Source organism: Streptomyces sp. NBC_01750 (assembly GCF_035918095.1).
GTDB lineage: Bacteria > Actinomycetota > Actinomycetes > Streptomycetales > Streptomycetaceae > Streptomyces.
Window position 1 is genome coordinate 5128659 of the sequence record NZ_CP109137.1, and the last position, 14168, is coordinate 5142826.

The window sequence follows — 14168 nt, forward strand, 5'->3', positions numbered from 1 at the left end:
GTCCGCGGCTACGCGGGCAAGAGCCCGATCGCCCGATAGGCGGCATCGACCCTCGGCCGCGCCATCCCCCTGGCCCGCTCGGCTCCCTTCCTCAGTACGCCATCGACGTGTCCCGGATCCGCCGCCAGCTCGGCATGCCGCTCTCTGACCGGCCTGAGCAGCTCCACCACCGCCTCGGCCGTGTCCTTCTTCAACGCTCCGTACGACTCATATACACCGGCCAACTCGTTCGGGTTCCCACCCTCGCAGGACGCCAGGATTTCGAGCAGATTCGCGATACCCGGCTTGCTCTCCCGGTCGTACTCGACCTCGCGCCCGCTGTCCGTGACCGCTCGCGTGATCTTCTTGCGCACCATGTCCGCGTCATCGAGCAGATAGACGATTCCGGCCCCGGACTCGTGCGACTTCCCCATCTTCGAGGTGGGGTCCTGCAGATCCATGACCCGCGCCGCCACCGGCGGATGCGTCGCCTTCGGCACGGTGAACGTATGCCCGTACCTCTGGTTGAACCGCACGGCCAGATCGCGGGTCAGCTCCACATGCTGGGCCTGGTCGTCACCCACCGGCACCTCATCGGCCCCGTACGCCAGGATGTCCGCCGCCATCAGCACCGGATACGTCAGCAGCGACACCCGCACACTCTGTCCGGCAGCCCGTGCCCGCGCGCTCTTCTCCTTGTACTGGATCATGCGCCGCAGCTCGCCGTCCGTCGCCGTGCACTCCAGCAGACAGGAGAGCCGGGCGTGCTCGTCCACATGACTCTGTACGAATACGGTGCACCGCTCCGGATCCAGGCCCGCTGCCAGCATCAGCGTCGCGGCCTGCCGGCTGAGTCTGCGCACCCGCGCCGGATCGTGCTCCATGGTCAGCGCATGCAGATCGACCACGCTGAACAGTGCGTCCGCCTGATGCTGATCGACCTCGACCCACCTGCGCAGGGCACCGAGGTAGTTGCCCAGGGTCAGATGCCCTGTCGGCTTGATACCGCTGAAGATCCGAGTCATCCCGCTCTCCGTCTCCTGACTGGAGCCGCCGCGTCGAGCGGCCGGACTCCCGGAGGGAGTAACGAGAACGGCCGCCGAAGCGGCGGCCGTTGAGTGCATGCGTAAGTGCCGGCCGCCGTCAGGCGGCCCACCACTGGAGGAAGCACGTACGCGCTGTCATGCGCTCGAGAGTACGCACCCGGGCCCGAAGTTGACAGCACATACGGGCATCCGTAGTGTTCTCCGAGTTGTCCGACGTGAGCACCGACTTCGGCCGGTCCCCGGACAGCCATTCCGCAAGATCCACTACAAGCGAGCGACACTCTGTCGCCCGACTTTCTGTGCGCTTTTGTGAAATGAGGAATCCGCGTTCGAATGAGCGCAACCCCGATTAGCGTCGGGGACGAGGATTCCGCTAAAGTCTCACTCGTCGGAACGGCCCAACAGCCGGAAAGACAAATCCCGCTGACTGGGAATCAGGCCCGAAAGGATCTGATAGAGTCGGAACCGCCGGAAAGCCGAAAGGCTGGAAAGCGAAACCCCGCTCCGACGGGGAATCGGACACGAAAGAGTCTGATAGAGTCGGAAACGCAAGACCGAAGGGAAGCGCCCGGAGGAAAGCCTTCAGACAGTGTTCTGCGGGTGAGTACAAAGGAAGCGTCCGTTCCTTGAGAACTCAACAGCGTGCCAAAAGTCAACGCCAGATATGTTGATACCCCGGCCTGTTTCGGCAGGTTCGAGGTTCCTTTGAAAGTCCTGTCTCCGCTCATTGCAGCGGGGCAGGCAATGACACAGCGAGGACGCTGTGAACAGTCGGTCTTATTCCGACCGGCTGTTCCGCTCTTGTGGTGTTGATCCCGATTACGGGAGAACATTCATGGAGAGTTTGATCCTGGCTCAGGACGAACGCTGGCGGCGTGCTTAACACATGCAAGTCGAACGATGAAGCCCTTCGGGGTGGATTAGTGGCGAACGGGTGAGTAACACGTGGGCAATCTGCCCTTCACTCTGGGACAAGCCCTGGAAACGGGGTCTAATACCGGATAACACTCCTTCCTGCATGGGGAGGGGTTGAAAGCTCCGGCGGTGAAGGATGAGCCCGCGGCCTATCAGCTTGTTGGTGGGGTGATGGCCTACCAAGGCGACGACGGGTAGCCGGCCTGAGAGGGCGACCGGCCACACTGGGACTGAGACACGGCCCAGACTCCTACGGGAGGCAGCAGTGGGGAATATTGCACAATGGGCGAAAGCCTGATGCAGCGACGCCGCGTGAGGGATGACGGCCTTCGGGTTGTAAACCTCTTTCAGCAGGGAAGAAGCGAAAGTGACGGTACCTGCAGAAGAAGCGCCGGCTAACTACGTGCCAGCAGCCGCGGTAATACGTAGGGCGCAAGCGTTGTCCGGAATTATTGGGCGTAAAGAGCTCGTAGGCGGCTTGTCACGTCGGATGTGAAAGCCCGGGGCTTAACCCCGGGTCTGCATTCGATACGGGCTAGCTAGAGTGTGGTAGGGGAGATCGGAATTCCTGGTGTAGCGGTGAAATGCGCAGATATCAGGAGGAACACCGGTGGCGAAGGCGGATCTCTGGGCCATTACTGACGCTGAGGAGCGAAAGCGTGGGGAGCGAACAGGATTAGATACCCTGGTAGTCCACGCCGTAAACGTTGGGAACTAGGTGTTGGCGACATTCCACGTCGTCGGTGCCGCAGCTAACGCATTAAGTTCCCCGCCTGGGGAGTACGGCCGCAAGGCTAAAACTCAAAGGAATTGACGGGGGCCCGCACAAGCAGCGGAGCATGTGGCTTAATTCGACGCAACGCGAAGAACCTTACCAAGGCTTGACATATACCGGAAAGCATCAGAGATGGTGCCCCCCTTGTGGTCGGTATACAGGTGGTGCATGGCTGTCGTCAGCTCGTGTCGTGAGATGTTGGGTTAAGTCCCGCAACGAGCGCAACCCTTGTTCTGTGTTGCCAGCATGCCCTTCGGGGTGATGGGGACTCACAGGAGACTGCCGGGGTCAACTCGGAGGAAGGTGGGGACGACGTCAAGTCATCATGCCCCTTATGTCTTGGGCTGCACACGTGCTACAATGGCCGGTACAATGAGCTGCGATGCCGCGAGGCGGAGCGAATCTCAAAAAGCCGGTCTCAGTTCGGATTGGGGTCTGCAACTCGACCCCATGAAGTCGGAGTTGCTAGTAATCGCAGATCAGCATTGCTGCGGTGAATACGTTCCCGGGCCTTGTACACACCGCCCGTCACGTCACGAAAGTCGGTAACACCCGAAGCCGGTGGCCCAACCCCTTGTGGGAGGGAGCTGTCGAAGGTGGGACTGGCGATTGGGACGAAGTCGTAACAAGGTAGCCGTACCGGAAGGTGCGGCTGGATCACCTCCTTTCTAAGGAGCACTTCTTACCGGGCTTGCCCGGTCAGAGGCCAGAACACCGGCGAATGTCCGGTGCTGGTTGCTCATGGGTGGAACGTTGACTATTCGGCACGGTTTCCTGGCTTCACTAGTACTGCTTCGGCGTGGAACGTGAGGGTTGGGGGGTCGTGCCGGGCGCGCTGTTGGGTATCTGAGGGTGCGAGCGTGAGCTCGCCCTTCGCGATGCCGGCCCCGGTGAACTCGCTCGTGAGAGCGGGGTGGTGGGTGGCTGGTCGTTGTTTGAGAACTGCACAGTGGACGCGAGCATCTGTGGCCAAGTTTTTAAGGGCGCACGGTGGATGCCTTGGCACCAGGAACCGATGAAGGACGTGGGAGGCCACGATAGTCCCCGGGGAGCCGTCAACCAGGCTTTGATCCGGGGGTTTCCGAATGGGGAAACCCGGCAGTCGTCATGGGCTGTCACCCGCTGCTGAACACATAGGCAGTGTGGAGGGAACGAGGGGAAGTGAAACATCTCAGTACCCTCAGGAAGAGAAAACAACCGTGATTCCGGGAGTAGTGGCGAGCGAAACCGGATGAGGCCAAACCGTATGCGTGTGATACCCGGCAGGGGTTGCGCATACGGGGTTGTGGGATCGCACTTCAACAGTCTGCCGGCTGTTGGGCGAGTCAGAAACCGTTGATGTAGGCGAAGGACATGCGAAAGGTCCGGCGTAGAGGGTAAGACCCCCGTAGCTGAAACATCAACGGCTTGCTTGTGCGACACCCAAGTAGCACGGGGCCCGAGAAATCCCGTGTGAATCTGGCGGGACCACCCGCTAAGCCTAAATATTCCCTGGTGACCGATAGCGGATAGTACCGTGAGGGAATGGTGAAAAGTACCGCGGGAGCGGAGTGAAATAGTACCTGAAACCGTGTGCCTACAAGCCGTGGGAGCGTCGCTGGCAGCACTTGTGCTGTCAGTCGTGACTGCGTGCCTTTTGAAGAATGAGCCTGCGAGTTTGCGGTGTGTTGCGAGGTTAACCCGTGTGGGGAAGCCGTAGCGAAAGCGAGTCCGAACAGGGCGATTCAGTAGCGCGCTCAAGACCCGAAGCGGAGTGATCTAGCCATGGGCAGGTTGAAGCGGAGGTAAGACTTCGTGGAGGACCGAACCCACCAGGGTTGAAAACCTGGGGGATGACCTGTGGTTAGGGGTGAAAGGCCAATCAAACTCCGTGATAGCTGGTTCTCCCCGAAATGCATTTAGGTGCAGCGTCGTGTGTTTCTTGCCGGAGGTAGAGCACTGGATAGGCGATGGGCCCTACCGGGTTACTGACCTTAGCCAAACTCCGAATGCCGGTAAGTGAGAGCGCGGCAGTGAGACTGTGGGGGATAAGCTCCATGGTCGAGAGGGAAACAGCCCAGAGCATCGACTAAGGCCCCTAAGCGTACGCTAAGTGGGAAAGGATGTGGAGTCGCAGAGACAACCAGGAGGTTGGCTTAGAAGCAGCCACCCTTGAAAGAGTGCGTAATAGCTCACTGGTCAAGTGATTCCGCGCCGACAATGTAGCGGGGCTCAAGCGTACCGCCGAAGTCGTGTCATTCGTACACATATCCCCAACGGGAGTACGGATGGGTAGGGGAGCGTCGTGTGCCGGGTGAAGCCGCCGCGGAAGCGAGTGGTGGACGGTTCACGAGTGAGAATGCAGGCATGAGTAGCGATACACACGTGAGAAACGTGTGCGCCGATTGACTAAGGGTTCCTGGGTCAAGCTGATCTGCCCAGGGTAAGTCGGGACCTAAGGCGAGGCCGACAGGCGTAGTCGATGGACAACCGGTTGATATTCCGGTACCCGCTTTGAAACGCCCAGTATCGAGCCCATTAATGCTAAGGCCGTGAAGCCGCCCTGATCTCTTCGGAGTTGAGGGGAGTGGTGGAGCCGCCGGCCCAAGATGGTAGTAGGTAAGCGATGGGGTGACGCAGGAAGGTAGTCCAGCCCGGGCGGTGGTTGTCCCGGGGTAAGGGTGTAGGCCGTGTGATAGGCAAATCCGTCACACATCAAGGCTGAGACCTGATGCCGAGCCGATTGTGGTGAAGTGGATGATCCTATGCTGTCGAGAAAAGCCTCTAGCGAGTTTCATGGCGGCCCGTACCCTAAACCGACTCAGGTGGTCAGGTAGAGAATACCGAGGCGTTCGGGTGAACTATGGTTAAGGAACTCGGCAAAATGCCCCCGTAACTTCGGGAGAAGGGGGCCATCACCGGTGACGGCATTTACTGCCAGAGCTGGGGGTGGCCGCAGAGACCAGCGAGAAGCGACTGTTTACTAAAAACACAGGTCCGTGCGAAGCCGTAAGGCGATGTATACGGACTGACGCCTGCCCGGTGCTGGAACGTTAAGGGGACCGGTTAGTCACATTTCGGTGTGGCGAAGCTGAGAACTTAAGCGCCAGTAAACGGCGGTGGTAACTATAACCATCCTAAGGTAGCGAAATTCCTTGTCGGGTAAGTTCCGACCTGCACGAATGGCGTAACGACTTCTCGACTGTCTCAACCATAGGCCCGGTGAAATTGCACTACGAGTAAAGATGCTCGTTTCGCGCAGCAGGACGGAAAGACCCCGGGACCTTTACTACAGTTTGATATTGGTGTTCGGTTCGGCTTGTGTAGGATAGGTGGGAGACTTTGAAGCGGCCACGCCAGTGGTTGTGGAGTCGCCGTTGAAATACCACTCTGGTCGTGCTGGATGTCTAACCTGGGTCCGTGATCCGGATCAGGGACAGTGTCTGATGGGTAGTTTAACTGGGGCGGTTGCCTCCTAAAGAGTAACGGAGGCGCCCAAAGGTTCCCTCAGCCTGGTTGGCAATCAGGTGTTGAGTGTAAGTGCACAAGGGAGCTTGACTGTGAGACCGACGGGTCGAGCAGGGACGAAAGTCGGGACTAGTGATCCGGCGGTGGCTTGTGGAAGCGCCGTCGCTCAACGGATAAAAGGTACCCCGGGGATAACAGGCTGATCTTCCCCAAGAGTCCATATCGACGGGATGGTTTGGCACCTCGATGTCGGCTCGTCGCATCCTGGGGCTGGAGTCGGTCCCAAGGGTTGGGCTGTTCGCCCATTAAAGCGGTACGCGAGCTGGGTTTAGAACGTCGTGAGACAGTTCGGTCCCTATCCGCTGCGCGCGCAGGAGTCTTGAGAAGGGCTGTCCCTAGTACGAGAGGACCGGGACGGACGAACCTCTGGTGTGCCAGTTGTCCTGCCAAGGGCATGGCTGGTTGGCTACGTTCGGAAAGGATAACCGCTGAAAGCATCTAAGCGGGAAGCCTGCTTCGAGATGAGGACTCCCACCCCCTTGAGGGGTTAAGGCTCCCAGTAGACGACTGGGTTGATAGGCCAGATGTGGAAGCCGGGCAACCGGTGAAGCTGACTGGTACTAATAGGCCGAGGGCTTGTCCTCAGTTGCTCGCGTCCACTGTGTTAGTTCTGAAGCAACGAACTGTCGAGTCCCCCTGTGCGGGGATTCCGGGTCGTACATCTTCATAGAGTTTCGGTGGTCATAGCGTTAGGGAAACGCCCGGTTACATTCCGAACCCGGAAGCTAAGCCTTTCAGCGCCGATGGTACTGCAGGGGGGACCCTGTGGGAGAGTAGGACACCGCCGAACAATCATTGTGGGAAAGCCCCGCACCGTTATGGTGCGGGGCTTTTCTGCGTTTAGGGTCCAGGTATGCGATACGACCTCGTCATCTTTGACAACGACGGTGTGCTCGTCGACAGCGAGCCGATCTCCAACACCATCCTGGCCGGCTATCTCACCGAGCTGGGGCATCCCACGTCGTACGAGGACTCCCTTCGTGACTACATGGGCGCCGCTGTGCACCGTGTACACGATCTTGTGCGGGAGCGGACCGGACAGTCGTTGCCGGCGGACTTCGACGAGACCCTGCACGCTCGTGTCTTTGCCGCCTTCGAGCGGGAGTTGGTCGCCGTCGACGGTGTGACCGAGGTGCTCGAGAAGCTGGTCGCGGACGGGGTGCCGTACTGCGTCGCCTCCTCCGGCAGCCATGAGCGGATCAGAGTCGGGCACCGGAAGACCCGGCTGGACCGGTGGTTCGAGGACCGTACGGTGTTCAGCGCGCAGGATGTGGGGCGCGGGAAACCGGCGCCGGATCTGTTCCTCCATGCCGCCGAGCGGATGGGGGTGGCGCCGGAGCGGTGCGTCGTCGTGGAGGACAGCCCCCTCGGGGTGGCGGCGGCCAGGGCGGCCGGGATGGATGTGTACGGGTTCACGGCCATGACGGCTGCAGACAAGCTCGATGGCGCCAAGGGGTACTTCGACGGGATGGCGGAGTTGCCCGTATTGCTCGTGTGATCGATCTACCCATGGGTAGATCGGCGCCCTACGCTGTGCGGCCATGACAGATGCGCGTTTGCGGCACGGGCGGGCCTCCTTGGCGTTGAGCTTCTTCGCGCAGGGGGTGGCCTTCGCCCTGCTCGTGACGCGTATCCCCGCCATCCAGGACCGGTACGGGATATCCGACGGCCTGCTGCCCGCCTTCCTGGCCGCTGTACCGATCCTCGCCGGTGTGGCCAGTGTGATCACCGAGCGGCTGGTGAAGCGGGTCGCGCCGAGTGTGGTGCTCCGATGGGCCCAGCCCGTGGTCCTGCTGGCGCTCCTCGGGGTGGCGGCCGGTAGCGAGATATGGCAGGCGGCCGTCGCGCTGGGCGGGTTCGGGCTGGCGGTGGGGGCGCTTGACGCCTCCATGAACATGCTCGGGGTCAGCCTGCAGCGGTCGTACGGGCGCAGCATCATGCTCGGCTTCCACGCCGCGTACAGCCTCGGCGGGATCGCGGGTGCCTCCCTCGCCTGGGCCGGGGCGCACTGGGACCTGTCGCTGCTCATGTCGTATCTGCCGGTGGCGATGGTGCTGTTGCCGACCGCGCTGGTCGGGAGCCGTTGGTACGCGGACGGGGAGCGGGCCGGGAGGGAAGGGGAGAGAGCCGAGGGGGACACGGAGAAAGGTGCGGGGGAGTGGCAGGCTGGCGCTTTCAAGCTGCTGCTGCCGCTCTGTCTGGTGATGACCTTCGCGTATATCGGGGACTCGACCGTCTCGAATTGGAGCGCGAAGTACCTGCAGGACGTGCTCGGGAGCTCGGAGGAGCTCGCGACCGTTCCGTACAACGCCTATATGGTCACCACGCTGCTGGGGCGGGCCGTCGGGGATCTGGGCGTGCGGCGGTTCGGGGCGGTGGCGGTCGTGCGATGCGGGACGGTGCTGGCGGCGGCCGGGTTCGGGGTGGTGGCCGTGGCGCCGGGGGCGTGGGTGGGGATGCTCGGGTTCACCATGCTGGGGCTCGGGCTGTGCGTGATCGTGCCGCAGACATTCGCGGCGGCGGGGCGGTTGTTCCCTGGGGCGAGCGACGTGGCGGTGGCGCGGCTGAATGTCTTCAACTATGTGGGGTTCTTGATCGGGTCGCCGCTGGTGGGCGCGCTCGGTGATGCGTGGAGCTATCGGTGGGCGATGGTCGTGCCGATGGTGTTGGTGCTGGTGACGTTGTGGTACGCCAGATCGTTCGGGGCGGATACCGCCCGGTACGGTGGCGTGCATGAGCGGCCGCGGGTTGTTGATGTGGGACGAGGCGGTAACGAAGTATGACTTCGGTGACGGCCATCCGATGGATCCGGTGCGGCTTGCGCTGACCATGGGGTTGGTGCGGGCGTACGCACTGGATCGTGCGGTGGATGTGGTGGCCGCGAAGCCGGCCGGGGACTCGACGCTCAGACTCGTTCATCACGAGGACTATGTGGCGGCGGTGCGGGCGGCGTCTCTCGACCCTCGGGCGGCCGACCAGTCGTACGGGCTCGGGACGGTGGATGACCCGGCCTTCGCCGGGATGCACGAGGCGTCGGCCCTGATCGCCGGGCAGTCGGTGGGGGCCGCGGAGGCCGTGTGGCGGGGTGAGGCCGAGCATGCGGTGAACTTCGCGGGCGGGCTGCACCATGCGATGCCGGGGTCGGCTTCCGGGTTCTGTATTTACAACGACGCGTCGCTGGCCGTCGCCCGCCTGCTGGAACTGGGGGCGGAGCGGGTCGCGTACGTGGATGTCGATGTGCATCACGGGGACGGGGTCCAGGCGGCTTTCTGGGAGGACCCGCGGGTGCTGACGGTGTCGCTGCACGAGCACCCGCGGACGCTGTTTCCACAGACCGGGTGGCCCGAAGAGACCGGGGCCGCCGGGGCGGGCGAGGGCAGTGCGGTGAATGTGGCGCTGCCGGCGGGGACGGGCGACGCGGGCTGGCTGCGGGCCTTTCACGCGGTGGTGCCGGAGCTGCTGGCGGACTTCCGGCCGCAGGTGCTGGTGACTCAGCATGGGGCGGATACGCACTTCGAGGATCCGCTGGCGCATCTGGCGGTCTCGCTGGATGCGCAGCGGGCGGTGCAGGAGTCGTGTCATGCCTTGGCGCACGAGTACGTGGAGGGCGGTCGGTGGGTGGCGCTCGGCGGCGGGGGCTACGAGGTGGTGGATGTCGTACCGAGGTCGTGGACGCATCTGGTGGGGATCGCGGCGCATGCGCCCGTGGATCCGGAGTCAGTCATTCCGTCGTCGTGGCGGGATGAGGTGTATGCGCTGACACGGCGGGTGGCGCCGGGGCGGATGACGGATGGGCGGGAGCCGGCCTGGCGGGAGTGGGAGCAGGGGTACGACCCGGCGGACCGGTTGGACCAGGCGGTTCTGGCCACGCGGCGGGCGGCGTTTCCGTTGCGGGGACTGTTGGCGTAACCCGCGGCGGTGCGTAACCCGCGGCGGTGCGCAGCGGGCGGTGGGCCGGTGTGGATGGGCGGCCGGATGGAGGTGCGGGACGCTGGGCGTTCCCCTCCCTCCCCTTCCCGGAACGGAGCTCCGCGGGGCCCGGCACTCCGCGTTTAGGCCGCGCGACTGTTACGCCAACTGTGGGTGCTACCCGGGCTTTTGGCCCGGAACCGCTACCGGTGCGGGAGCATCGGCAGAGTGTTGAGCACCGGAGCGCTGCGGGCGCATCTGCTGGCGGCCCGGTTGGCCGGGACGGTGGCCACATCGCGGGAGGTGAGCCTGCGCAGCTATCGGCTCTTCGCCGCCAGGGATCCCCGCGTGACTCTCGGGCTTGATCCCGAATGGGCCTGGGGCGAGCGGGATTTGATCGCGCTGATGGCTGACAAGTGTGGGGTTTCGGACGATCCCGAGTATGTGACCGGGCCCGATGCAATCGATCCGGAGCGGACGTTGAGCGGGCTCGCCGCGTTTGCCGAACGGCTCGGGGAGGTGGCCGCTCGGCGGGCGCCGGTGATGTTCGGGACCGGGCATCCGCATCGGCTTCTCGGGTTCTACGCCGGGCTGGCAGACGCTTTGTCGGCGGCAGGTTGCCTCGTACTCACCCCCGCGCAGGGGCGATGTGTCGACATAACGACCCGGTTCGGCGTACGTACGTACAACCTTGAGTACGTACGAGGAGTCGCGCTGGTGCGGGAACCCGGCGCACGGGGCGCCGGGAGTGAGACCGGCGCACATACCCATTCACCGCTCCCGGTTCGGGTCGCCCTGGAGGGTGTGACGGAGGGTGGCGGGCCACTGCCCGAGCTGGTCGTCGGGGACCACGGCTGGGTCTGCGGGGCAGGTCAGCTGGGGATTGAGGCCATCGGTCTGGCGGATACGGACGATCCGGCCCTCTTCGTCGGCGAGGCCGAGGGGCGCGTCTCAGTCGTTGTTCCGCTTGATGACGCAGTGCGGTCCGATTACTACCGACCGCTTACTCGCTATGTACTCAATCGAGCGTGTCTGTCACAGTAGGCGGCCGATGGCTGCTCCTCTTCCCCACTCGCACCACACGCCCCTAGTCTGGGAGTGAGCGCACAGCGACGTTGAGTCACCGGAGGGGAAGCCGGTGCGCGTCGGGTGCGGAAGGTACAGGTGGGTCATGGCTGCTGGCAGCGAGAGGCCTCTCAACGAGGTCAAGTTTCTTACCGTGGCGGAAGTTGCCTCGGTGATGCGAGTGTCGAAGATGACCGTGTATCGCTTGGTACACAGCGGTCATCTGCCGGCGATCCGGGTGGGCAGGTCCTTCCGGGTTCCGGAGCAAGCGGTTCACGAGTACCTCCGCGAATCATTCGTGGGGGTGGAATCCGCGTAACCGGAGCCGGGCGAATCCCCTCGGATTACGTCCCTCACTCGGCGGCAGGTAGGCTAGGCCGACGTAGGTCGTGTGGGCCCAGACGCCCCGCACCGAGTGAAGAGAAGTGAGCGAGGGTAGTCGTGGGCTCTGTTATCAAGAAGCGGCGTAAGCGGATGGCCAAGAAGAAGCACCGCAAGCTGCTCAAGCGCACCCGCGTTCAGCGTCGCAACAAGAAGTAAGCGACCGCTGTACGTGTCTCTGCGGCCCTTCCACCTTCACGGTGGGAGGGCCGCGGTGCGTTTGTGGGTGGCCAAAGGAGCGGTCGTGGCAAAAGACCGCCGTGCGGTCATCACAGCGCAACACGTAACCGCTACGGTGACGCATAAGAGTGGACCTAGGCGGACCTAAGGAAGGCGCTGATCTTGGGGAAGGTCGTGCTCGTCACCGGAGTGGCCCGGCAGCTCGGAGGCCGGCTCGTCCGGCGTATCCAGCGGGATCCCGAGGTGGACCGGGTGATCGGGGTCGATGCGGTGGCGCCCGAGCATCATCTTGGCGGGGCCGACTTCGTTCGAGCGGACATCCGCCAGCCCGCCATCGCGCGCGTGCTCGCCGAGCATGCCGTCGACACCGTCGTGCACATGGATGTCACCGGTACGCCGCTGGGCACAGGCGGCCGTACGACGGTGAAGGAAACCAATGTCATCGGCACCATGCAGCTGCTCGGTGCCTGCCAGAAGTCGCCGACCGTCAAGCGGCTGGTGATCAAGTCCAGTACGAGTGTGTACGGCTCCGCGCCCCGCGATCCGGCGGTCTTCAACGAGACCACGCCACCCAAGTCGCTGCCGAGCGGTGGGTTCGCGAAGGACACGGTCGAGGTCGAGGGGTACGTACGGGGCTTCGCGCGGCGGCGGCCGGATGTGGCGGTGTGCGTACTGCGCTTCGCGAACATCCTCGGGCCGTGCGCCGACTCGCCGCTCGCCGAGTTCTTCTCGCTGCCCGTCATGCCGACCGTCTTCGGCTACGACCCGAGGCTGCAGTTCGTCCACGAGGACGATGTGATCGACGTGCTGCGGATCGCCCTGCACGAGCCGCGGCGCGGCACGCTCAACAGTGGCACCTTCAATGTCGCGGGTGATGGTGTACTGCTGCTCTCGCAGTGTTCCCGGCGGCTGGGCCGGCCGACGATGCCGGTTCTGCTGCCTGCGGTCACCTGGGTCGGCTCCGCGCTGCGTACGATCGGCATTACGGACTTCTCGCCCGAACAGATCCGGCTGCTCACGCACGGCCGGGTGGTGAGCACCACTCAGATGCGCGAGACACTCGGGTTCGTGCCGAAGTACACGACAGCGGAGGCCTTCGCGGACTTCGCACGCAGCCGCGGGCCGGGGCTGCTGCCGCCGGACGCGCTCGCCAGGGCTGTGGACCAGGTGGCCGCGGCACTGCCTTTGGCCGGCAGTGCGAGGACGACAGCCGCGAGCAAGGCGATGGACCAAGCCGATCGATGACGCCGATCGACGAGGGCGATCGCCGAAGCCGATCGAGTAGGACGACCATGAAGACGACTCAGAGCGACGCCGAATAAGGAGCGCAGCCAACGATGGCGGACGCCAAGGTCATTCCGTTCGACGACGACCGTTCGCGCAGCAGCGCGCAGCGATCGGCGCGGCGGCGCCCCGCAGGAAGCAGCCGTCGGAAGGCCGAGCCCGCGGCGGTGCGCGAGGCTCCGGTCAGCCAGCTGCCGGGGCAGCAGAAGGACGGAGAGCCCCGGGGAGCGGTTCGGGCCCCCGAGGCGGGCCAGGAGCCCCTGACGGGCCAGGAGCCGACGGGCGGAGGCGGCTGGGAGCGGCGGATCGCCGGCGGCCTGGCGTTTCTCCGGCGGCGCGTCACCGGTGACTACGAGGTCGACGAGTTCGGCTACGACAAGGAGCTCACCGACCAGGTCCTGATGTCGATGGTCCGCCCCCTGTACGAGAAGTACTTCCGGGTCGAGGTGAAGGGCATCGAGAACATCCCGTCCGAGGGCGGGGCGCTGGTGGTGGCCAACCACTCGGGGACGCTTCCGCTGGACGGGCTGATGATGCAGGTCGCCGTCCACGACAACCATCCGGCCAACCGGCATCTGCGGCTGCTCGCCGCGGATCTGGTCTTCATGCTGCCGGTGGTCAACGAACTGGCCCGCAAGGCCGGGCACACCCTGGCGTGTGCGGAGGACGCGGAACGGCTGCTGCAGCGCGGCGAGGTCGTCGGCGTGATGCCGGAGGGCTTCAAGGGCATCGGCAAGCCGTTCAGCGACCGTTACAAGCTTCAGCGCTTCGGGCGGGGCGGGTTCGTGTCGACGGCGCTGCGGGCGGGGGCACCGATCGTGCCGTGCTCGATCGTCGGTGCCGAGGAGATATACCCGATGATCGGCAACGCGAAGACGCTGGCGCGGCTGCTCGGGTTTCCGTACTTCCCGATCACGCCGACGTTTCCGTGGCTGGGGCCGCTGGGCGCGGTGCCGTTGCCGACGAAGTGGACGATCCAGTTCGGCGAGCCGATCCAGACGAACGGGTATCCGCCGGAAGCGGCCGAGGATCCGATGCTGATGTTCAATCTGACGGATCAGGTACGGGAGCAGATCCAGCACACGCTGTACAAGTTGCTGGTGCAGCGCCGGTCTGTGTTCTTCTGA

At 63.9% G+C, this 14168-nt stretch carries 9 protein-coding genes and 3 rRNA genes; 11 read left to right on the plus strand and 1 reads right to left on the minus strand.

What is annotated here, in order from left to right; all coding sequences use genetic code 11:
• Positions 1 to 8: 8 nt before the first annotated feature.
• Positions 9 to 1004 carry a tryptophan--tRNA ligase gene (gene trpS, locus OG966_RS23260; protein ID WP_326651724.1) on the minus strand — a complete coding sequence of 332 codons (996 nt, stop codon included), beginning with the start codon at positions 1002 to 1004 and terminating at the stop codon, positions 9 to 11.
• A gap of 853 nt (positions 1005 to 1857) precedes the next feature.
• Here trpS and OG966_RS23265 point away from each other — a divergent pair.
• The 11 genes from OG966_RS23265 to OG966_RS23315 all read left to right on the plus strand — a co-directional run bounded on the left by OG966_RS23265 (position 1858) and on the right by OG966_RS23315 (position 14168).
• Positions 1858 to 3383: ribosomal RNA gene (locus tag OG966_RS23265) — 16S ribosomal RNA — on the plus strand.
• A gap of 299 nt (positions 3384 to 3682) precedes the next feature.
• Positions 3683 to 6806, plus strand: a 23S ribosomal RNA gene (locus OG966_RS23270).
• 89 nt (positions 6807 to 6895) lie between these two features.
• Positions 6896 to 7012 (plus strand): 5S ribosomal RNA (rrf, locus tag OG966_RS23275).
• The 16S, 23S and 5S rRNA genes sit together here, the layout of an rRNA operon.
• A 63-nt stretch (positions 7013 to 7075) precedes the next feature.
• Entirely contained in the window at positions 7076 to 7720 is a 645-nt protein-coding gene (locus OG966_RS23280; RefSeq protein WP_326651725.1) for an HAD family hydrolase, read from the plus strand.
• Between the two features lie 43 nt (positions 7721 to 7763).
• On the plus strand, positions 7764 to 9005 hold the full coding sequence (locus tag OG966_RS23285; RefSeq protein ID WP_326651726.1) for an MFS transporter: 1242 nt from the start codon (positions 7764 to 7766) through the stop codon (positions 9003 to 9005).
• Positions 8956 to 10131 carry an acetoin utilization protein AcuC gene (locus OG966_RS23290; RefSeq protein WP_326651727.1) on the plus strand — a complete coding sequence of 392 codons (1176 nt, stop codon included), beginning with the start codon at positions 8956 to 8958 and terminating at the stop codon, positions 10129 to 10131. The genes OG966_RS23285 and OG966_RS23290 overlap by 50 nt, the downstream gene beginning before the upstream one ends.
• Before the next feature lie 228 nt (positions 10132 to 10359).
• A complete protein-coding gene (locus tag OG966_RS23295) occupies positions 10360 to 11175 on the plus strand; it encodes a phosphatase (RefSeq protein ID WP_326651728.1) in 816 nt (271 codons plus the stop codon).
• A gap of 127 nt (positions 11176 to 11302) precedes the next feature.
• Positions 11303 to 11515 (plus strand): helix-turn-helix domain-containing protein, encoded by a 213-nt coding sequence (locus tag OG966_RS23300; protein WP_014046653.1) that lies wholly within the window; start codon positions 11303 to 11305, stop codon positions 11513 to 11515.
• Between the two features lie 122 nt (positions 11516 to 11637).
• Positions 11638 to 11736, plus strand: a complete 99-nt coding sequence (locus tag OG966_RS23305; RefSeq protein ID WP_003948845.1) for a 30S ribosomal protein bS22 — start codon at positions 11638 to 11640, stop codon at positions 11734 to 11736.
• 183 nt (positions 11737 to 11919) lie between these two features.
• Positions 11920 to 13002: an NAD-dependent epimerase/dehydratase family protein gene (locus OG966_RS23310; RefSeq protein ID WP_326651729.1), complete on the plus strand. Its 1083-nt coding sequence runs from the start codon at positions 11920 to 11922 to the stop codon at positions 13000 to 13002.
• Positions 13003 to 13094: 92 nt separating this feature from the next.
• A complete protein-coding gene (locus tag OG966_RS23315; RefSeq protein WP_326651730.1) occupies positions 13095 to 14168 on the plus strand; it encodes a lysophospholipid acyltransferase family protein in 1074 nt (357 codons plus the stop codon).

Bases quoted from the DNA above. Each gene is read 5' to 3' on its own strand.
- trpS (WP_326651724.1), bottom strand. From the start codon at position 1,004: ATGACTCGGATCTTCAGCGGTATCAAGCCGACAGGGCATCTGACCCTG.
- OG966_RS23280 (WP_326651725.1), top strand. From the start codon at position 7,076: ATGCGATACGACCTCGTCATCTTTGACAACGACGGTGTGCTCGTCGAC.
- OG966_RS23285 (WP_326651726.1), top strand. From the start codon at position 7,764: ATGACAGATGCGCGTTTGCGGCACGGGCGGGCCTCCTTGGCGTTGAGC.
- OG966_RS23290 (WP_326651727.1), top strand. From the start codon at position 8,956: ATGAGCGGCCGCGGGTTGTTGATGTGGGACGAGGCGGTAACGAAGTAT.
- OG966_RS23300 (WP_014046653.1), top strand. From the start codon at position 11,303: ATGGCTGCTGGCAGCGAGAGGCCTCTCAACGAGGTCAAGTTTCTTACC.
- OG966_RS23315 (WP_326651730.1), top strand. From the start codon at position 13,095: ATGGCGGACGCCAAGGTCATTCCGTTCGACGACGACCGTTCGCGCAGC.